Source organism: Clostridium sp. CF012, from assembly GCF_018861755.1.
Lineage (GTDB): Bacteria > Bacillota > Clostridia > Clostridiales > Clostridiaceae > Clostridium_AD.
In genome coordinates this window covers 38,427-60,164 of the sequence record NZ_JAHLEF010000004.1, presented here as the reverse complement: position 1 = coordinate 60,164, position 21,738 = coordinate 38,427, and the positions used below count along the sequence as shown (strand labels likewise).

The 21,738-nt window shown below is 31.2% G+C and carries 17 protein-coding genes; 12 read left to right on the top strand and 5 right to left on the bottom strand.

Going from position 1 to position 21,738, the window contains the following annotated elements:
• Positions 1-130: 130 nt before the first annotated feature.
• The gene (locus KPL50_RS05930) at positions 131-784 is read right to left on the bottom strand and encodes a hemolysin III family protein (RefSeq protein WP_216297541.1); all 654 of its coding nucleotides are present in this window, start codon (positions 782-784) and stop codon (positions 131-133) included.
• A gap of 382 nt (positions 785-1,166) precedes the next feature.
• On the opposite strand from KPL50_RS05930, the gene KPL50_RS05925 reads away from it, so the two are divergent.
• The 3 genes from KPL50_RS05925 (at position 1,167) to KPL50_RS05915 (ending at position 4,730) form a co-directional block, all read left to right on the top strand.
• Positions 1,167-1,757: a DUF1836 domain-containing protein gene (locus tag KPL50_RS05925; protein ID WP_216297540.1), complete on the top strand. Its 591-nt coding sequence runs from the start codon at positions 1,167-1,169 to the stop codon at positions 1,755-1,757.
• Positions 1,758-1,909: 152 nt separating this feature from the next.
• Positions 1,910-3,136 (top strand): peptidase T, encoded by a 1,227-nt coding sequence (pepT, locus tag KPL50_RS05920; RefSeq protein WP_216297539.1) that lies wholly within the window; start codon positions 1,910-1,912, stop codon positions 3,134-3,136.
• Between the two features lie 355 nt (positions 3,137-3,491).
• Entirely contained in the window at positions 3,492-4,730 is a 1,239-nt protein-coding gene (locus tag KPL50_RS05915) for a S1C family serine protease (protein WP_253200474.1), read from the top strand.
• A 45-nt stretch (positions 4,731-4,775) separates the two neighbouring features.
• On the opposite strand, the gene KPL50_RS05910 is transcribed toward KPL50_RS05915, so the two are convergent.
• Positions 4,776-6,776: a fructose-1,6-bisphosphatase gene (locus KPL50_RS05910; RefSeq protein ID WP_216297538.1), complete on the bottom strand. Its 2,001-nt coding sequence runs from the start codon at positions 6,774-6,776 to the stop codon at positions 4,776-4,778.
• Between the two features lie 225 nt (positions 6,777-7,001).
• Here KPL50_RS05910 and KPL50_RS05905 point away from each other — a divergent pair, with 225 nt between their 5' ends.
• The gene (locus KPL50_RS05905) at positions 7,002-7,715 is read left to right on the top strand and encodes a GntR family transcriptional regulator (RefSeq protein ID WP_216297537.1); all 714 of its coding nucleotides are present in this window, start codon (positions 7,002-7,004) and stop codon (positions 7,713-7,715) included.
• Positions 7,716-7,853: 138 nt separating this feature from the next.
• On the opposite strand, the gene KPL50_RS05900 is transcribed toward KPL50_RS05905, so the two are convergent.
• Complete coding sequence (locus KPL50_RS05900) at positions 7,854-9,053, bottom strand: enolase C-terminal domain-like protein (RefSeq protein WP_216297536.1); 1,200 nt, start codon at positions 9,051-9,053, stop codon at positions 7,854-7,856.
• Positions 9,054-9,317: 264 nt separating this feature from the next.
• Between KPL50_RS05900 and KPL50_RS05895 the strand changes: the two genes are divergently transcribed.
• Positions 9,318-10,712 (top strand): PTS transporter subunit EIIC, encoded by a 1,395-nt coding sequence (locus KPL50_RS05895; protein WP_309245141.1) that lies wholly within the window; start codon positions 9,318-9,320, stop codon positions 10,710-10,712.
• A gap of 94 nt (positions 10,713-10,806) precedes the next feature.
• On the opposite strand, the gene KPL50_RS05890 is transcribed toward KPL50_RS05895, so the two are convergent.
• Entirely contained in the window at positions 10,807-12,471 is a 1,665-nt protein-coding gene (locus KPL50_RS05890) for a SulP family inorganic anion transporter (protein WP_216297535.1), read from the bottom strand.
• Positions 12,472-12,828: 357 nt separating this feature from the next.
• Between KPL50_RS05890 and KPL50_RS05885 the strand changes: the two genes are divergently transcribed.
• The 4 genes from KPL50_RS05885 to KPL50_RS05870 all read left to right on the top strand — a co-directional run bounded on the left by KPL50_RS05885 (position 12,829) and on the right by KPL50_RS05870 (position 16,819).
• Positions 12,829-13,845 (top strand): MarR family transcriptional regulator, encoded by a 1,017-nt coding sequence (locus KPL50_RS05885; protein ID WP_216297534.1) that lies wholly within the window; start codon positions 12,829-12,831, stop codon positions 13,843-13,845.
• Positions 13,846-14,109: 264 nt separating this feature from the next.
• Positions 14,110-14,679: a LemA family protein gene (locus tag KPL50_RS05880; protein ID WP_216297533.1), complete on the top strand. Its 570-nt coding sequence runs from the start codon at positions 14,110-14,112 to the stop codon at positions 14,677-14,679.
• A gap of 10 nt (positions 14,680-14,689) precedes the next feature.
• Complete coding sequence (locus KPL50_RS05875; RefSeq protein WP_216297532.1) at positions 14,690-15,511, top strand: YgcG family protein; 822 nt, start codon at positions 14,690-14,692, stop codon at positions 15,509-15,511.
• A gap of 363 nt (positions 15,512-15,874) precedes the next feature.
• Positions 15,875-16,819, top strand: coding sequence for an ROK family protein (locus KPL50_RS05870; protein ID WP_216297531.1), 945 nt, complete (start codon positions 15,875-15,877; stop codon positions 16,817-16,819).
• Between the two features lie 55 nt (positions 16,820-16,874).
• On the opposite strand, the gene KPL50_RS05865 is transcribed toward KPL50_RS05870, so the two are convergent.
• Positions 16,875-17,426 (bottom strand): DUF4230 domain-containing protein, encoded by a 552-nt coding sequence (locus KPL50_RS05865; protein ID WP_216297530.1) that lies wholly within the window; start codon positions 17,424-17,426, stop codon positions 16,875-16,877.
• 330 nt (positions 17,427-17,756) lie between these two features.
• Here KPL50_RS05865 and glgP point away from each other — a divergent pair, with 330 nt between their 5' ends.
• From glgP to KPL50_RS05850, 3 genes are all read left to right on the top strand, one after another.
• Positions 17,757-19,376, top strand: coding sequence for an alpha-glucan family phosphorylase (glgP, locus tag KPL50_RS05860; RefSeq protein ID WP_216297529.1), 1,620 nt, complete (start codon positions 17,757-17,759; stop codon positions 19,374-19,376).
• Positions 19,377-19,493: 117 nt separating this feature from the next.
• Positions 19,494-20,327: a hypothetical protein gene (locus KPL50_RS05855; protein WP_216297528.1), complete on the top strand. Its 834-nt coding sequence runs from the start codon at positions 19,494-19,496 to the stop codon at positions 20,325-20,327.
• Between the two features lie 36 nt (positions 20,328-20,363).
• Positions 20,364-21,737, top strand: a complete 1,374-nt coding sequence (locus tag KPL50_RS05850; protein ID WP_216297527.1) for an MATE family efflux transporter — start codon at positions 20,364-20,366, stop codon at positions 21,735-21,737.
• Position 21,738 lies beyond the last annotated feature (1 nt).

The following is a 21,738-nucleotide window of genomic DNA, read 5'->3' as shown; positions in this document are numbered from 1 at the left end:
CATCCCTACTTTCACTGAAATTATTAGTTTTAGTTCTATAATTTAATAATAAGGCACATGAAAGCAAATAACAAGTCAAATACTTTCTACTGACTTCGTATTTATTTTCACGTGCCTACATAGTACAAAACTATTTGATGTACATTATGTACTTAAACATAAGTACATAAAGACAAAGACTGCCCAGCATTATAAAAATATGAAATATTTCGTGAAATCCAAAAAACTTAAGGTTTATTTTAGGCCATTTAGTGGCATATATAACACCACCTATAGTGTAAAAAAGGCCACCTGCTAGTAGCCATATAAAGCCACCTAAGGATACAGCTTTTATGAGGGGTACGACAACGAAAATAGAAATCCAACCCATTAGAATATAAAATCCAGTGGATAACCATCTAGGGGCATCAAACCAAACTATTTTCAAGACAATTCCTATAATGGCCAGTATCCAAATAGCTAAGAAAAGTAAGGTTCCTATGGTGCCCTTCAAAGCAATTAGACATATAGGAGTATAAGTCCCTGCAATTAGAACGTATATCATAGAATGGTCTACTCTTCTAAGTACTTTTATGACCTTTTTTGAAGATGTGGATTTATGGTAGATTGAACTTGCGCAGTAAAGTAGTATTGAGCTTATTCCAAACACTGAAAGGATAATAGTATTATATGCGTTTGTTGTGTTCATAGAATATTTAATTAATAGTATTAATCCTATTACGGATAAAAAGGCACCAACTAGATGCGTAAGGCTACTTACAGGCTCTCTAAATCTTGATAACAAATTGATCACTCCTTCAAATTTATGATTTTTCTTTAATAGTTTATAATATGAAAAACAAAGATAATATTCTTTGTGATATGAACTGACTAAACATAGGATATCCAGTTATGAGAATTGTATACGTAGTTTTTATAACTATGTTCGATATATATTAATACTACTATACAAAGTGGCAAATATCAATAATGGTATTATTCATATTTATACTGAATTTGGTCAATAATTTAAATTATAATTAAATTGCAACCGATAGCTTAAGAATGCTACAAATACAATTGGATAATTTGAATAATCCACAACTACTACAACTTATAGATTACTCATAATTTTTAGTGTGGATTACTAGTAATTAATACTATATAATGAAGGAGAGGTGAAATAAATGGATTATAACAAGGAAAGTTTAGATAAATTAGTAGAAGAGATTATAGGAACAAAAGATATTACTTTAATGGAAATACCTTGCGTAGATTTATATATGGATCAAGTTACAACTTTCTTTAATGAAAAGCTTGAAGGTCTTAAAAGAAATGAAGATGATAAGATTCTTACAAAAACTATGATTAATAACTATACTAAAGGCAAAGTATTGATGCCAGCAAAAAATAAAAAATATACTAATGAGCATATGATACTACTGATGCTTATTTATAATTTAAAGCAGACTATATCAATTAGTGATATTAATATAATATTTGATTCTATTATTGATATAAAAGCCCCAAAGGGCACAAGTCTTTCATTAGAAAATTTGTACAATAATTTTTTAGACATCAAAGAAGTTCAAAATCAGAATTTTGTAAGTGATATAGAAAAGGACTCTGAATTTATAAAAGGTAGAATCAAAGAAATGGGAAAAAAAGATGGAGAGTTAATAGAATTAGTATTAATGGTATTACAACTTATTAATAAGGCCAATTTGCAAAAGAGAATGGCAGAAAAATTAATTGATAACTTTTTGAATAAGAAATAGTACATTTTTCAACATTTCATTAATTGAGTTTCATCGATGGAATGTGAAAATGTATTGTAACCAATGTTTAAGATTTTAACTTATTGTAGTATAATGTAAACGGTACAACAAAGAAATTTTAATAGATGCATAAAAAATAAGGAGATGGGCAAATGTCAAAAGTTGTAGAAAAATTATTGAAATATGTAAGCTACGATACTAAATCTGATGAGGAATCAACTACTGTTCCAAGTACAAAAGGTCAGAGAATACTGGGCATGGAATTAGTTAAAGAATTAAAGGAAATGGGTATACAAGATGCAAGTATAGATGAAAATGGATATATAATGGCAACGATTCCTTCAAATGTAGAAAAAGAAGTACCAACAATAGGATTTATAGCCCATATGGATACTGCTCCAGATATGTCTGGAAATAATGTTAATCCTAAATTTGTTTACAACTATGATGGAGAAGACATAATTTTAAATGAGGAAAACAAAATAATACTATCTCCAAAGGATTTTCCAGAGCTCAAGGATTACATAGGAAAAACTCTTATAACTACAGATGGAACTACCTTACTGGGAGCTGATGATAAAGCAGGGATTTCTGAAATAATGGCTGCTGTAGAGTATATAATGGAAAATCCTAAGTTCCTACATGGAAAAATTCGTATTGGATTTACACCGGATGAAGAAGTGGGGCGTGGAGCAGATATTTTTGATGTTAAAAAATTTGCAGCAGATTTTGCATACACTATAGATGGAGGAACTATTGGGGAGCTAGAGTATGAAAATTTTAATGCTGCATCAGCAAAAATTTCTATTCATGGAAGAAATGTTCATCCTGGTTCAGCAAAAGGGAAAATGATTCATTCTACACTTATAGCAAATGAATTGGTGAATTCACTACCTTCAAATGAGACACCAGCTACTACAGAAGGGTATGAAGGGTTTTATCATTTAATTGCTCTTAATGGAGAGGTTGAAGAAACTAAACTTCAATATATCATAAGAGATTTTGATAGTGAAAGTTATGAAAATAGAAAATTATTTATCAAAAACATAGTAAATACACTAAATAAAAAATATGGTAGCGGCACTGTTGAAATAGAAATCAAGGACCAATATTTCAATATGAAAGAAAAAATAGAGCCAGTTAAACATATTGTAGATACAGCCTTTTTAGCTATGAAACAAGTAGGAGTAAATCCTATAATGGTACCAATTAGAGGCGGTACAGATGGCGCAAGGCTTTCATTTATGGGGCTTCCTACACCTAATATATTCACGGGGGGGCATAATTTTCATGGTAAATATGAATTTATTCCAACATTTGCCATGGAGAAGGCTGTTGAAGTAATACTTAAAATAGTTGAGCTATATGCTGGTAAATAATACAAATAGCTATCCCAAAAATAACAGGGCATATGAAAATCAATAATAAGTAAGTGGTGAATTGTGGTCAAATAGTGAAATCATTATATTTTCATATAATGATTTCACTATTTTTTTTATAAATACGAATAGTTGTCTATAATAATTAAAGTATAAATAATATTTATTAAAGGTTTGTTAATAAAGTTGACACTAAACTGTAACATAGAAGTCTTAATATATACTTAAGGATAAAATATAAGAAAAAATTGAAAAAGAAATCTAAATATTCGATTTACTATAATTTTCAACTAGATAAGTGATAATAACTTTTATATATCTTACAAAAACCAAATCCAATAAGGAGGAAAATAATATGAATGAAAATAATAATATGCCTAAAGATGACCTTTATGAAAAACAAAGTGAAACTTTGCCTCTACAATTAGAAAACACCAGTTACACAGAAATAAACGATAAAAAGGCGAAAAAAGATGGAGGTGGAATGAGAAAGAGAATAGTGTCCTATATACTGGTAGGTGCAATATGTTCTACCCTTGGAGGGGTAGGTGCTGCTGTTGTTACAATGAATATGATGAAAAATACAAATACAAATACTACTACGTCTAGCGCACCTAAAGCAACTACTACAAAGGCTACTACAGATACAAAAGCAAAGATTGCAACTACTAATAGCACAGAAACATTAACTACACCTGAAATTGTGAAAAAGGTAAGTCCAGCAGTAGTTGCAATTTCCACCAGTAGCACCAGTGTAAGTAGCTCGTTTAGAGGTCAGAGTGCTCAACCAGAAGGTGTGGGTACTGGGATGATATTTAGTGAAGATGGATATATTTTAACTAATTATCATGTTATAAGTGGAGCACAGAATATTAAAGTTATGCTTAGTGATGGAAAAGAAGTCTCCGCAAAAATAATTAATTATGACGCTGCAAGTGATGTGGCTGTAATTAAATTAGCAGAGGGAACTAAAGTCCCAGGTGTGGTTGAATTTGGAGATTCGGATATGCTTGAAGTAGGAGAATCAGTAGTAGCGATTGGGAATCCCCTAGGAAAAGAATTTTTAGGATCTGTTACTACAGGAATTGTTAGTGCAGTCAATAGACAAGTAAGCATTGAGAATAAAGATTTGAAATTTATCCAAACAGATGCAGCTATTAATCCAGGGAATAGTGGTGGCCCTCTTGTGAATACTAAGGGTCAAGTTATAGGAATAAATACTGCTAAAATAGGTCAAGATGGGGTGGAGGGATTGGGTTTTGCAATACCAATTAATACAGTAAACCCTAAAATGGAAGCTTTAATTAAACCAATTCTCAGTATAGGAATTTCTTGCAGCGATGTTACTGAAGATGCTTCTCAAAAATACAATATTCCAGTAGGAGTATATATTCAACAAATTAAAGAAGCTAGTGCTGCAGAAAAGGCAGGTATTAAACCCGCTGATATTATTGTAAAGTTCGATGGCCAAAAGATTAAAACTGTGGATGAACTAAATAAGCTTAAAAGTACACATAAAGCCGGTGATGTAGTTAAAGTAGAAGTAGTTAGAAATGGCAAGACAGTAAAACTTAATTTAACACTTTCTGTTTAAAGTAAAGCCACTTGGCGCTAAGCGCCAAGTGGCTTTAATGGTATGTTATAAGGTTACCCGTTGTTCTTTAATAAGGCCTTTTCTATATGCTGTAAGAAGCAGCTCTAAATCTTTAATTTGATCCTTAATTTCAAAGCCAACATCTGTATCCGTTACACGTATACGATTTGTGGATTTTTCTAAGACTATAGTAGAAGAAAGGATATCCACGCCCTCATCAATAGCTTTTTGAGTAGATTCAAAAGGTGCATGGGATGCGAGTAGCAAGCCATAGGAATTATAAATAAGCGTATATCCGGCTATGCCTGTTTCTGGTTGGTAGGCCTTAGAAAAACCACCATCGATAACTAAAAGTTTACCATTAGCTTTTATAGGACTCTCACCTTGTTTAGTCTTTACTGGAACATGACCATTTATAATGTGTGAATCATTGGGGTTTAATTCAAACTCACACAATATATTATTGCATGTTTTTTCATCATCTCTATAGCTATAATATGGATTCTTAATTTCTTTATGAGTTATTTTGTCATTTATAAAATATCTCTCAAAGGTAGTCATTTTATCTTTACCAAATAGCGGAGAATTAGAACCACACCAAAAATACCATATAGTGTCCAAGGCATAAAACTTAGATTCTGAATTGGCTTTTCCGAAGTAGGCTTCCCTAGCTATTCGTTCAGTTCGATCTATATAGGATTTACCACTATAAGTAATGTTATCTATTTTCATTTTTTTAAAACTACCATCTGCGTTTAGTGCAATGCAACCATGATAAAGTAAATTGGAGTTATACTTTAAGTACATACTGCCTTTAGAGTATAAAAAACGCACATGTTTTTGAAGTTTTTCGCTATTAGAGAAGGAAGATTTAAGTTTGTCTACAAGTTCCCTCTCCTCCTGAGTTAATTTATAAGGGTCAGTAGGATCTATAGTTGGAAAATTAGTATCGTTTAGTGTGTATTCTTTTCCATCAACAGTAATGGTACCTTTTTCATAGTTTATTTTATGGAGGAGCAACCTGTTTTGCATTTCAAAGTTAGGACGCCTTTTTATTACCTCGCCTTCAAGTTTAAATTGAATTATAGAAATGGCTTTATGCATCTGAGACATTAAATTAAGGTCGTTTTCTCTATAATTATTTTCAGACAAAACTTTAGGTTTAAAGGATTTACAAGGGTCATCTTTATAAAAATGTAGCGCAAAGGTCGCCAAAGGCAATAAGTTTATTCCATAACCTTCTTCAACGGTGTCCAGGTTCGCATACCTTGTTGAAATACGAAGAACATTAGCAATACAACTTTCAGAGCCAGCGGCTGCACCCATCCAAAGTATATCGTGGTTACCCCACTGTATATCAATAGAATGGTAGTGCATAAGAGTGTCTAAGATTATGTGTGCGCCAGGTCCTCTATCATAAATATCCCCTAAAATATGAAGTCTATCTATAGTAAGCCTTTGAATTAAGTTTGAAATAGCAACTATAAATTCTTTAGCTCTACCAATTTTGATTATGGTTTGAATAATTCCATTGTAATATTCCTGTTTATTAAAAGTGTTTTGTTGTTCGTGAAGTAATTCCTCAATAATGTATGCAAAATCTGAAGGTAGTGCTTTTCTAACTTTAGATCTAGTATATTTAGAGGAGATAGTTCTACAAATTTTTATAAGCTTATGAAGGGTGATTTTGTACCAATCGTCTATATCAGCTTCTTCTCTAAGTGCTAGGTCTAACTTTTGTTCTGGATAATATATGATGGTTGCTAGTTCTTTTTTTTCAATTTCTCTAAGTGAATTACCAAAAATATCGTTAATTTTTCTTTTGATTACGCCAGAGGCATTCCTAAGAACATGAGTAAAAGATTCATATTCACCATGAATATCTGTAAGAAAATGCTCAGTTCCTTTAGGTAAATTTAAAATAGCTTGCAGATTTATGATTTCTGTACAGGCATCTGAAATTGTAGGATACTTGCTAGCCAATAACTTTAGATATCTCAAATCTTCTTCTATAGTATCAATGGGTGTCTCACTAGAAAATATCATTGTTGACTCTCCTTTATAACTTTCATAATATTATTTGTGTAGCTTATTTAATATAAAGGCTACACTTAATATTATAATACATTATTATAGAATATGGTAATATGTAAACGAAATATTTTTATTATATAGGAGACAGCGTACTTTAATATTATTAAAGGATATTATAGGCATTATGTAGAATAGCAATAATAAAGGCGCATGCCGGGTAAAGGAGTCTATATAAATATGAAAAAAAAAGATTTTGTTGTTGAAAATCTCCTAAGTAGAATATACCAGAATAAATATGAGGCGGGGGGGAAATTACCAACAGAAAGATTATTGGCATCACATTATCAGGTTTCAAGGTACACAATCAGGGAAGCCTTAAAAAAACTAATTAAAATAGGGATAGTAACGGCTGTCCAAGGCTCAGGTCTATTTGTAAGTGAAGACTATTATAAAAATCCCTTAATCTATAATTCGTTAACAGAAAATAAATTTAAGGAGATTAAATCTGAATTAATTTATTTTAAAAGAATTAAGCCTGATAACGTACTAAAAGAAATATTTGATATAAGAGGAAATGAAGAATTATGGGAATTTAAAAGGGTTAGGATTGTAGACTACCGTAAAGTCCAAATCGAAGTGTCTAATTTGCCCTGTAGTTATTTTGAGGATTTAAGTGAAGATGACATAAAAAATTCAGTCCATAGTTATGTATATGGAAAAAAATATAAGATTTCGCATTTTATAACCACTTATAGTCCTGTAGTTTTGAGCAAAGAGGACGCAGCTATATTAAATTGTAAAAAAGGAATACCCGCAATGAAAATAGTAAATAGAGGGGTTTTAGAAAATTCTAAAGTTTTTGAATACAGTGAAATGATAAATTTAGATTATTCAGTTTCCTATATGTCACCATTCAATGCTTCGAATCTTCAATATAGACAGAGCAAATAAAAAAACTTTAATTAATGGATACGAATACATAGAAAAAATCGTTAAAAACCAAAAAAATCATCTTTTTTGGTTTTTAGCGATTTTTTTTTCAAAAGATACTTTTTCGGTAGCATCTAATCGAACTTAGAGTTTTTTATTCTAAGGCGTATGAATGGTGCCATCAGGTGTGCGAGATTGGGTCCACTCATGAGGACGATAAACAACAGGGTAGGATTTCGCTGCTTCTTCATTGAATTCAACCCCTATACCAACAGAATCACTTGGATAAATATATCCTCTTCTAACTTCTACAGAGTTAGGAAAGAGTTTTTTAGTATTTTCATCAATAACTTGAAATTCTTGAACCTTTGCATTATGGAGGAACATATCTAAATGAACATTAACAGCAACACCAATAGGAGTCATATCTGATGGACCATGCCACGCTATACCTATACCAAAATTTTGACAAAGAGCACCTAGTTTAAGGGCAGGCGTTATACCTCCAATTTGAGACACATGACAACGGATAAAATCAACTTGTCTATTAATAATAATGTTTTGCCATTCCATAGGGTTGTTAAATAGTTCTCCCGTAGCGATTGGTGTAGTACATTGAGAACGCAATTGTGATAACCATTCATTTTGATTTGGAGGCAAAATATCTTCTAAGAAATACGGTTTGTAGGGCTCTAAATCTTTTGCTAACGAAATGGCTTGATTTGGAGATAAACGTTCATGTACATCATGAATAAAATGAATATCGTATCCATAACGTTCTCTTAACTTAGCAAACATGTGCACAGTATCCCTCATATATACATCAGGATTGTAATATGCTCCAAAAGTAGAGTTGTCTGGTTTAGACATTTGTTGGTTTTTGCCACCATACAAACCTAATTGGCAGCGAATATGGAAATAACCTTCTTCAATAAGCACATCCACATTAGTGAATAACTCATCTAAAGTTAAACCATCAGCATGCATATATGCTGCAATAGCATCCTTTGATTTACCGCCAAATAACTGATAAAGCGGCATATTGGCGAGTTTTGCTTTGATGTCCCATAATGCCATGTCAATACCCGCAATGGCGTTGTTTATAACCGGACCATTTCTCCAATAAGCATTAACCATCATCATTTGCCAAAGATCCTCAATATTATTAGCATCTTTATTAATTAATAAGGGCTTCAAATAGTTTTCAATCATACTTTCAACTGCTAGCGGACGTTGTTGAAATGTGGCGCAACCATATCCATAAACATTTTTATTAGTCTCTATTTTGACTACAACCAAATTGTGACGAGAAGGGTTTACAATAAAAGTAGATATATTAGTAATAATTGTTGGCTCCAATAGAAAAACTCCTTTAATAAATTTAATTAGATTAAATGTCTTTATTAGTTAAAGTTAAACACATAAAATACTATAGGTCAATTTGGTGTGGTAATTAGTGATTATTGGTTTAATTACCATACCAATCTTAAAAAAAACTCATTGGATCGTTGGTATATAAGCATTTGTATTTTTCGTTGGTTTTTTTAACCGTTTTCATTACGGCTTTTTATATGCTATTATGTAGCCATACCAATTTTGAATAAAATAAAGGGGGATAACAAAGTGAACAAAGTAGATAAAGTAAACAGAGATACAATAGATGGCATCATAAAATATGTTGGAGGTAAAGAAAATATAAAGAACCTGTGGCATTGTATGACCAGACTTCGATTTGATATTTATGATAACTCAAAAATACAAAAGGATAATATTGAAAAGCTTCAAGGTGTAATGGGAACTAAGTCACAAAATAACCAATTTCAAATAGTGATAGGAACAAATGTAGAAAGTTATTATGAAGCTATGAATACAAAACTAGAGATTAGTAATGATAATTCAAAAAATACAGAAAAAGAACAGAATAACAAAGGCTTGGTATCCAAACTTCTCGATATAGTTTCTGGAGTATTCGGTCCAATTGTACCCGCCATTGCTGGAGCAGGTATGATTAAAGGTTTATTATCGGGATTGTTAGCGCTTAAAGTAATATCTGCTACAAGTGATACAGTAATTATTATAGATTTAATAGCTAGTGGTGTATTTAATTTCTTACCATTTTTCTTAGCAGTTTCTGCTGCTAAAATTTTTAAAACGAATATTTATATGGCCCTTGCTATTGCTGGTGGCATGATGTATCCAACACTAGTTAATGCAGCAAAAGCAGGTGAAATTAGCAGATTTGTTTTCCTGGGAATTCCAATTCCTGTTATTAACTATAGTGCTTCTGTTATACCAATTATTATTGCAGTTTGGGCTTTAAGTTACATTCATAAATGGATAGATAAAATGATGCCTGAGGTATTAAGAACGGTATTTACCCCGACCCTTACGCTGTTTGTTATTATTCCACTTACACTAATTGTAATTGGACCTACAGGAACGTATTTTGGTAATGGACTGGCTATTATTATTCGTGCTTTATTTGCTATATCTCCAATACTCGCCGGTGTAGTTGTAGGAGCAATTCGTCCCATTGCAGTATTTACAGGAATGCATCATGCAATGACCCCTATTGCTCTGCAAAATTTTTCTCAAAATGGGTATGATATGCTAATGCCTATGATGTTCATGGCGAATATGGCTATTACAGGTGCAACTTTCGCAATCTATTTTAAAACAGAAAATAAGCAACAAAAGTCAGTTATATTATCGGCAGCTGTTTCAGGACTTCTAGGAATTACTGAGCCGGCATTATTTGGTGTATTAGCAAAACATCGCAAGGCTTTTATTGCGGCTACAATAGGGAGTTCGGTGGCTTCAGCAGTAATCGCTGCTTTCGGAGTTCGCTTATATGGATATATTACTTCCAGCATTTTTAGTATCGCTGCCTATATTGGACCTTATTTCTTATATGCAGTTTTAGGGATAGTAATAGCGATTGTGGTTTCATTTTCAGTTACTTATGTATTAGTTAATAAAACAAAAGTAACAAAAAACGAATTTCAAATTAATAGCTAATTTTTGATTACTAAGATATAAAATTTAAATTTATGATTTAAAAAATAAAAGTACATTGGCTCATGCCAGTGTACTTTTTAACTGCCTTATAATTTTATATTTTTAGTAGTGCATTAGGTTTTTCCAATAAAATATTAGCTCTTTCAATAGCTTCATCAACATTACTGCAGATATTTTCTACTCCTAACTTATCTATAAATCCATATTTAGCAAGAACAGTAGTAGGCTGTGATTGAAGGTTTAATAATATTAAGTGAGTATGATGTTTTTTGCAAATATCATAAAGCATTTCTAATGCGTGGTATCCTGTAGCGTCCATAGCAGGTACATTGGACATCTTAACAATTAAGATTTTAGTAGGAATACCTATTTCCCTAATTGCATGCATAAATTTGTCGGCTGCACCGAAAAAGAAAGGTCCATTAATCTCATATAAGGATACATTTTCTGGGGTCTTTATGCTATCAATAAGCTCTATTTTGTCTTCATCTTCATATTCATCAAGAATATATCGAACATCCGAAACATCTGCCATTCTTTTCATAAATAGTAATGAGGCAAGAAGTAAGCCTATTCCGATAGCAATTACTAAATCAAAGAATATTGTTAGTAAAAAAGTAACTAAAAGCACTGAGGCATCACTTTTAGGTGCTTTAAATATTTTTTGAAAAGATTCCCATTCACCCATATTATAAGATACTATTATTAATATGGCGGCCAAAGATGACATAGGCACAAGTTTTACATATGGCATACATAATAGAAGTATTATTAATAGAGCCAATGCATGAACTATACCAGCAATAGGAGTTCTACCACCATTTTTCACATTTGCGGCAGTTCTTGCTATGGCACCAGTTACAGGGATACCACCCACAAGTCCAGAACAAATATTTGCCACACCTTGCGCCACAAGTTCCATGTTAGAACGGTGAGAACCACCAATCATACCATCAGCTACTACAGCAGATAAAAGCGATTCTATTGAACCTAAGATTGCAATGGTTAGAGCTGGAAGCATTAGCTCTTTTATCATACCAAATGAAGTGTGAGGAAGAGAAATACTAGGCAATGCACTTGAAATGTCACCAAAACGACTTCCAATGGTTTCTATATTCAAATGAAATACAATAGTAATTATGGTAGTTAATACTATTGCAATAAGTGTTCCTGGAATTTTTTTATTAATTTTAGGCCAATATATAATTATTAAAAGTGAAAGAATACCAATAATCACACTTTGTAAATTTAAAGTGTTTAAACTATTAAAATAAGCAATCCATTTAGGAATGAATTCTGAAGGAACAGTTTTCATGGTCAGCCCAAAGAAATCCTTAATCTGAGTGGAAAAAATAATAATAGCGATACCACTTGTAAATCCAGTAGTAATAGGGTACGGAATGAATTTTAACATACCTCCAAATTTCAGAACTCCCATTATTATAAGAAAGAAGCCTGCCATGATTGTAGCTACGATTAGTCCATCAATTCCAAATTTTTCAACTATGCCATATACAATAACTACAAAAGCACCGGTTGGGCCTCCAATTTGAACTTTACTTCCACCTAGTAAAGAGACTACAAAGCCCCCCACAATGGCAGTATAGATTCCTTTTTCTGGAGATACTCCAGAGGCTATGGCAAGAGCTATAGCTAAAGGCAAAGCAATAATAGCAACAATGATTCCTGCAACGAAATCTTTGAAAAATTGCTCCTTTGAATAGGTTTTTAAACAGGTAACTAGTTTTGGTACGAACATATTTTCACTCCTCTATTTAATTAGTATTCGAATATTAAAAATAAAATACACTCAAGCATAATTTTGCTCGAAGTTAGTTACCTTTAATATTATTTTATTAAAAGTATACTGGGATTAAGATCAAAAGTTTAAAAACAATAAAATTATATGTAATATTAAATACTACATCTCATATATAATATTATCATATTTTGCGAAGAAAAACAATTATGCATATGTACTTTTATATAATATAAAATACTTTTGTTGATTTGCTATAATATTTTTGGTACAATCTATTGATTGATAGACAATCACATCAATCTAATAATTTATATAATAATAACTAACATATAAGGACACATAAGGGGATAGTTAATGGAACAAAATGAGTATTTGTTTAATATACATTCGTTGTATAATCTAGCAAGATATGCTTTTTTGAAAATTGAATCCAATTACTCAAGGATGGTTGAGACAACTGGTATAACACTACCACAACTTAGAGTTCTTTGGATTATTAAAGTGTATCCAGGAACATCACTTAGCGATATAGCAAGGATTGGATGTTGGACTTCACCTACGGTTAGTAATATGATTAAAATTTTAATTAATAAAAAATTGATATTCAAAGAAGAAACTATTAATAAAAAGGTGTATAAATTTCAGATATCAGAATCCGGTATATGGTTTATTGATATAAACAAACAAGATAAGGAAAAAAAATTTTACCTTTTTGACTTAATAGGCTTATTTTCACATAGTGAATTAGATTTTATTAATGATATTTTCACTAAAATTATCATTAAAGAAAATAAAGAATTCATTTTTGATTATATTGAGAAAATTAATGAAATGAATTTAAAAATTGATTTCAAAGATTTTGATATAGATACAATAAATATTATAAAGAAGACAATTAATCTATATAATCTTCTAAGGACATTCATTTTAACGGTTAAAAGCAATCATAGAGAACCTCTTAAAGAATTTAATGTTACTTATCCTCAACTTAGAGCATTATGGATAATAGCTGCTTTCCCGGGAATTACTTCAAGTGAACTTAGTGAAATTAGTTTTTGGTCACCTTCTACAGTTCATGTAATAGTAAAAAATTTAAATAGTAAGCGATTTATCCATAAAGAAAAAGCTTTAATAAAAAATGCCCATTACTTAGATATATCGGAGCTTGGTGAAAATTTGATAATAGAAGACTATAAGAAAAATCAAAAAACACTATTGATTTTTCAAGAACTTAAGGATATAAGTTTGCAGGAGCTTATAGATTTAAATGGTCTTTTGGAGAGAATGAATAATATATTAGGGAATTATAAGACACAAGAGTATATAAAAAAAACTTTTGCTATTATTAAAGATAGGTCATTGAAAAATTAGAAATTTATTAAATAAAAACTTATAGATACTTAAAAATCCATTATTAAAGATGATTTCTGTACTTTGAACAGAAATCATCTTTTTTGTTTTTTGAATATTATATTTTTTGTTGATACATAATTTTTAAGAATAAATAGCAAATTAGTATAGTATCCTTAAATAATTAATAACTTATTATATGAGGATAAGTTTGTATTAAAAAATAGATGGATTAAATAATTAATAACTATTATATATTATATAAAATAGGAAGGTGGTATAGAAATGAATAAAACTTTTAGAATCGTTGCAATTGTTGTCGCTATCATTCTAGTAATAGCAATGCCTATTATTGGGGGCTACAATAAAATGGTGAGTTTAGAGCAAAAGGTAAAGGTTTCTGAAGGAAACATAGATACTCAACTTCAGAGAAGATCGGATTTAATTCCAAATTTAGTAGAAACAGTGAAAGGTTATGCATCTCAAGAAAAAGACATTTTTATAAAAATAGCTGAAGCTAGGACTAAACTTGGAGGTGCTCAAACCGTAGGGGATAAAGCACAAGCAGATAGCGAACTTGGAACCGCATTATCAAGACTTCTAGTAGTTGTAGAAAGATATCCAGATTTAAAATCTAGTGCTAATTTCAGGGATTTAACAGTAGCTTTAGAAGGTACTGAAAATAGGATAGGTATAGCAAGGCAAGATTATAACAAAAGCGTTGATAATTACAACACCACCATTAAGAAGTTCCCGAATACCATTATTGCTGGAATTTTTAGATTTGAAGAAAGGGCATATTATAAAGCTAGTGAATCGGCTAAAGAAGTGCCAAAAGTTAACTTTAGTAAGTAGGTGCTAAAATATGAAAACTTATTTAACAAAAGGAATTCGAAAATTTTTTGTAGTTATCATAAGCATATTTTTACTAAGTGGGGCAATAGGTAGTAATTTAGTAAATGCAGATACTGAATTTCCTGTACCAACAGAATTAAAGTATGTTAATGATTATGCTAAAGTAATAGACGGTGACTCGCTGCAATATATCTTGTCAGTAGGTAAGGAATTAGAAGATAAAACAAGCGCCCAGGCTACTGTCGTGGTAATAGATTCATTACAGGGAGAAACTATTGAATCCTATGCCAATGGTATTTTTAGAAAATGGGGTATAGGACAAAAGGATAAGAATAATGGGCTATTAATTTTATTATCAGTAAAAGAAAAAAAGTGGAGAGTAGAGGTAGGGACAGCTCTAGAAGGTGCAATTACAGATATATACTCCTCAAGAGTAATGAATGATCTTGCAGTGCCAAAATTCAAGGAAATTCAATATGGACAGGGACTTAGGGCAGCATATTCAGTTTTAGCGGATAGTATAGCTAAAGAATATGGAGTAAAATTAGATAAGAATATTAATGTTCCTCAATATAGTGAAAATGTAAAAAAATCAAATGTATCTAAAAAGTCTAATGGATTTCTAGTAATAGGAGTTATTGTATTAGTTTTTCTTGACTTTATTCTTAATAGGGGAAGGATAACTAGATTTATAATTACATTGCTATTTTGGAGTTCAATAGGAAGACGGGGCGGAAGAAATGGTGGTGGCTTCGGAGGGAGTTCAGGAGGAGGTTCTGGAGGCTTTGGAGGAGGGTCATCAAGTGGTGGAGGTTCATCAGGAGGCTTTTAACGGCATTTCAGAAGAACAGTTCCTCCAACTATAAGGGTGGTTTAATATATTGATTTGGTGAAACGTAATAAAAATAAGCTAAATTATTGGACTATATTACAGTTTTAATTTTATAAAATTAAAAGTATAATATTAATTAGGCGCATTAAAATAGAAAAGTTAGCAATTGGCTATTTATTTGAATGTACCCTCTAGGACCCCTACTAGGAGAATCAAATATTTAAAAGCAGAAAAACAATTAATTTTCTGCTTTTAAATATTTGTAAAAATATATTATAAAAAACGTAAAAAATGGACGAGTACTCTGCTAGTTATTTTTTTGAAAAGGATTTACATTTAGAGACGAGAGGATAGGTAAAAATTATGCGTATAGGGATTGATTTAGGTGGAACTAATATAGTTGTAGGTATAGTTACAAATGAAGGGAAGATACTTATTAAAAAGAGCACACCAACCTTAGCTTCGAGAACTGCTCTAGTAGTAATAGAGGACATGGTTAATTTAATATATAAAACCTTGGAAGTTTCTCATATTTCTATGGAAGATATCCAACTTATAGGTATTGGAGTTCCAGGATTGGTTGATTATAAGAGCGGAATAGTAAAGGAATGTGTAAATATAGGATGGGAAAATGTAGATTTATGCAAAATACTTAAAGAAAAAACTGGCAAAAGAATTTTCATAGAAAATGATGCCAATGCTGCAGCTGGTGGTGAGTATCTATTCGGAATAATGAAAAATAATTTAAATTCAGTTTTCTTAACACTTGGAACGGGTATAGGTGGGGGAATAATATTAGATGGTAAATTACATAGAGGAAAAAATGGTTATGCAGCTGAAATAGGACATATGATAATAGGAGAAAATTTCTATAATTGTGCCTGCGGAAACAATGGTTGCTTTGAAACCTTCGCGTCTGCTACAGCAATAATTAAGTATGCTAAAAAACTTATAAATCAAGATAGTAAGGATACATTAATACTTCAAAAGATAGTAGATTTGGAGGATATTGATGCTAAAGTAATTTTTGATTGTGCGAAACAAGGAGATGAATTAGCTAATTTAGTCCTACAAAGATTTATTAAGTATTTTGCTATAGGAATTTGTAATATAGTGAATATATTGGATGTTGAAATGATAGCCATTGGTGGTGGTGTTTCGGCAGCGGGAGAATTTTTTATGGATTCCTTACTAAGGGATATTAAAAAATATAAATTGTTTAAAGAGCTGCCTGTTTGTAACATAAAAATTGCAACGCTCGGAAATGATGCTGGTATTATTGGAGCAGCAATGTTAGACAAACTATAAACATAAGGACATTCAAATAAATAGTATATTAGCTTGCTATTTATTTGAATGAGCCTTACTTAAAAATGATGGTTACACTTTCAAAACCCATATCCCTTAAAATACCTTCTAAAAGTAATTTGGCATTAGCATTAGCTCCATCTAAAAATCCTGTTTTAATTAAATCAGCTTCAATTTTATTTTTCTGACTAGTGATTTCATTAATCATATCCTGAATACTAAGTTTGTTAAACATTGAGGACTTTTCATCATAAACAAAAAAATCTTCATTATTTATTACATGATCAAGAATTTTAGATTTTTTTAAAGTTATAGTAATGCTTTTTTTATTTATAAGGATATCTAAATCTTTTAAATCTACCCCACCTTTAATATAGCCACTGTATTTGATTAGAAAAGACTTTTCAGTAAAGGGAATATAAAAATTTTTGAATTTTTTAATATCAGTTATAGCTACTATATTAGAATAGCTATATTTTAATGTGGATAGTTCTGATATTTTGGACAACCTTTCTGCGATAAGAGTATTACTTATAACTTTATCATTATTAAAATTGTTTATAATGGAATAAATTATTATGGTGCAGATAGTTGTACACAATAGCATAATTAAAAAAAAAGATTTATTTTTGCGTTTTAATAGTTTAGAGAGGGAGTGTAAATTCATGCTAAAGCAACTCCTTATAATATTAAAATGATAATATAATATGGCTATTATATTATATGGTGCTTAACAACATTTCAGAAGGAATCTCCTATAATTATATAAAAATAAGGCCATACTAAAATATTTCAGTGCAAACGGTTGCACTGAACATAAAAATTATGTATAATAATTATAAAAGCTACAGATGAAATAAACTGAAAATTTATAAGGTAATGAAAATTATAATAAATAATTATTTATTATTAAAAAGGATATAGGAGGGAAAATTTAATGGATAATAATAATCTTCCAAGAGTTGCTTATTTTTGTATGGAGTATGGACTACATCCAGATTTTAAAGCTTATGCAGGTGGACTAGGAATACTTGCAGGTGACCATTTAAAAGGAGCAAAAGATTTAAATTTACCACTTGTGGGAATAGGGCTTAAGTGGAAACAAGGATATACAGAGCAACTTATAGATGAAAATGGAAAAGCCTATGATACATATCACAATTATGAATATGATTTTCTACAAGATACAGGGGTAAAAGTAACTGTTAACATAAGAAAGTTAGATGTAGTGTGTAAGGTTTGGAAATTAGAAGAGTTTGGAAATAATCCACTATATCTTTTAGATACTGATATACCAGAAAATGCTGATGCTTGGATAACTGGACAATTATATGGATGGTTTGGAGAAGAAAGAATTGCTCAAGAAATAGTGTTAGGTATTGGGGGAGTAAAGGCTTTAAGAGCATTGAATATTCCAATAGACGTGTATCATTTTAATGAAGGTCATGCGGTGCTTGCAGCTACAGAACTTATAAAAGAAAAAATGCAATCAGGATTTAGTTTTGAGGAGTCTTGGAATAAGACTCGCGAAGAAGTGGTATTTACAACTCATACTCCAATAGTTGAAGGTAACGAATCTCATACTGTGGATAAATTAGAGTACATGGGAGCATTTAATGGATTAACTAGGGAGCAAATGATTAGATTTGGTGGAGAACCATTTAATATGACAGTAGCTGGACTTAGATTATCAAGAAAGGCAAATGCCGTAGCACAGCTTCACAGGTCAACTGCAAATAAAATGTGGAGAACTGTTGCTGGAAGGTCTGAAATTATTGGTATTACTAATGGAATACATAAGCCAACCTGGGTAGATGTTCGAATTACTAAGGCTTATGAAAACAATGGAGATCTATGGGAAACTCACCTTACTGTTAAAAAGGAGCTAATAGGATTTATCAAAGAAAGAACTGGAGTAGAGCTAGATGCAGATAAGTTACTTATTGGATTCTCGAGAAGGGCTGCACCCTATAAGAGAAGCGATTTGATATTCACGAGTGAAGAGATTATTTCTCCACTACTAAAAAGTGGAAAAGTTCAAATTGTATTCTCAGGAAAAGCTCATCCTCTTGATGATATAGGAAAAGAAATAGTGGCAAAGCTTGTAAGAATGATGAAGAAGTATCCAAATAGTGTAGTATTCCTAGAAAATTACGACATGAATATAGGAAGAATGCTAACTAGAGGCTCGGATATTTGGTTAAATAATCCAAGGAGACCTTTGGAAGCTAGTGGAACTTCAGGTATGAAAGCTGCGATGAATGGTGTACTTAATTGTTCTATTCTAGATGGTTGGTGGCCAGAAGCTTGCTTGGATGGTGTAAATGGATGGCAATTTGGAGATGCGGTAGGGCTTGATGAGTTATCTCCAGTAGAACTAGATAAACACGATACAGAGGCTCTTTATGACACTTTAATAAATAGAGTTATGACTACTTATTATGAAAACAGAGAAAAATGGGTAGAAATGATGAAAGAAAGTATTAAAACTACAAGCTATGAATTCTCAGTAGAGAGAATGCTAGATGAATACTATAACAAGATGTATATAAAGTAATAAAAAAGCCATGATAAAATCATGGCTTTTTTTATTTTTAATGGGAAATGCTAGAATTTAAATCCCGGATAAGTTATTATATAGGGAGATATAACTACATAAAAGGAGATGAAATTGATGAGGTTATTTGGTCCTACACATGAAGATGTATGGAAAATGCTCAGTGATGACATAGGAGCTGAATTTATTGTTAAAGACTCAGTTTTTAAGAGGTATGAAGTTATAAAAAAATATAAGGATTGGATTATCATCTTAGATACATGTAATTCGAATGATAGAAACAAACCAGTATTTACCAGAGTTTATTGCGTGTTTTCAAATAAACATGGTTTTAGATTTAAGGTGTTTCGAGAGTATTTTAAGAATTATTTTCTGAGTTTTTTTGATATGCAAGATATAAAAGTAAATTATGATGATTTAAGTGATAATTTTATTGTTAGAAGTAACAGTGAAGTGGCTATTAAAAGATTTTTGGAAAACAAAACTATTAGAGAATTAATAAATAGTCAATCAGATATATTATTAGAAATAGTAAATGAACAGGGAGATGAAGTTTCCGATAGTGCCGTTAGTACACTTAGTGTTAAAATTCCTGGAGTAATTAAAAATAATGAGGTTCTAAAAGAGCTATTTGAATTAGTCGGAGATAGCCTTTTAGAAATCGAAAATATAAGTAATGAGTTTAAGGATTTGCAATTCAATAATTTTACTCATTTTGATGTAATCAAAAATAGTGTGAAAAACACTATACTTGAAAGTGATTCATACACAAAGCTTAGCAAAGACATAATTGATAATGTAAATAAGGTTATAGATAAAACAATTCATCACCATTCACATCTGGCGGATGCAGGGGGCAAAGACCTATTGGTAAGAAAAAAACTAACTAGTAAAGAAGAAACTAATGAAATATCTTATACGGAAAATGGTAATAACGAAATAAAGAAATAAGAAAATAAAGAATTATGGCAACAGGGGGGGAACAGCTTGGAGGATAAAGAAAAAATTACTGATACAAAACAAGTACGTAAAAAAATCTATTCCATGATTTTGCCTATAACTATTGAAAATATTCTTCAGATGACAGCCGGATTTGTTTCTATGGCAATGATAGGGCGTATTAACGCTATTGCAATAGTATCTCTTGGACTTAGTTCAAGGATTACACAAATTATATGGGCTTTATTTAAGGGGATAACAACGGGTGGGGTTGTATTTGTAGCACAAGCTTATGGTTCAGGCAATTCTAAAAAGGTTAAACAGGTTATTCAACAAACACTGTTATCTTCAATAATATTAGTTTTTATGTTCCAGCAAGTAGTCTATTGGAAGGCCCCCTTATTACTGAAAATTTTCAATCCAAAACCAGACCTGTTAGCTAATGCAGTAATATATTTAAAGATAGTATCCTGGGGTCTACCTTTTATGGCCATAATGCTTGTAGTGGCAGGAGTGCTGCAGGCTACAGGAAATGCCAAAACACCAATGAAAATAGCATTAATAATGAATTTAACAAATATTGTTTTTAGCTTTATATTTATATTTGGTAAGCTTGGTATGCCTGCTTTGGGAATTAGAGGAGCTGCCATTGCTACAATAATTGCACAGTTTACTGGCGCTATGATTGGTATTTATGTGCTATTTAATAAATCTGGGATATTGTGTTCATTACTTAATAGAAAATTCTTTAAGTTAGACTTAATACAAATTAGTAAAATATATAAAGTAGGAATGCCTACAGCCTTAGAGTCAATATTTTGGCAAATATCTGCTATAATTCTAACAAGAGTCATATTATCTTATGGTGAAATAGCTATGGCATCTTATCAACTTGGACTTCAAGCTGAATCAATTTCTTTTATGCCAGCCATGGGATTTGGTGTTGCAGCCACAGCGTTTATTGGTCAGGCAGTGGGAGCCAAAGATTCTATATTGGGGAGAAAATATATGAAGGAACTACTTAAAGGCTCAGCTATGCTTACTAGCGTAAGCGCTTTTATATTAATATTTTTTCCAGGCTCAGTTATGAGACTTCTTACAAATGATACGAAAATCATTAAAATGGGAGTAATATACCTAATAGTAATGGGAATTGTGCAACTTCCACAAAATATTGCAGGGGTTTTTAATGGAGCGTTACGAGGGGCTGGATATACAAAGGTACCCATGATTGTAGCCGGTGTTGGAATTTGGTTAATAAGAATTCCTTTATCACTAATATTAACATATAAATTTAGTATGAGTATAAATGCTATATGGGTAGTTATGGGCTTAGACCTAGTAGTGAGATTTATTTTGAGCTTAACTCTATATAAAACAAGAAATATTTATAATAATGAATTGATTTTTGAGGATACATAAA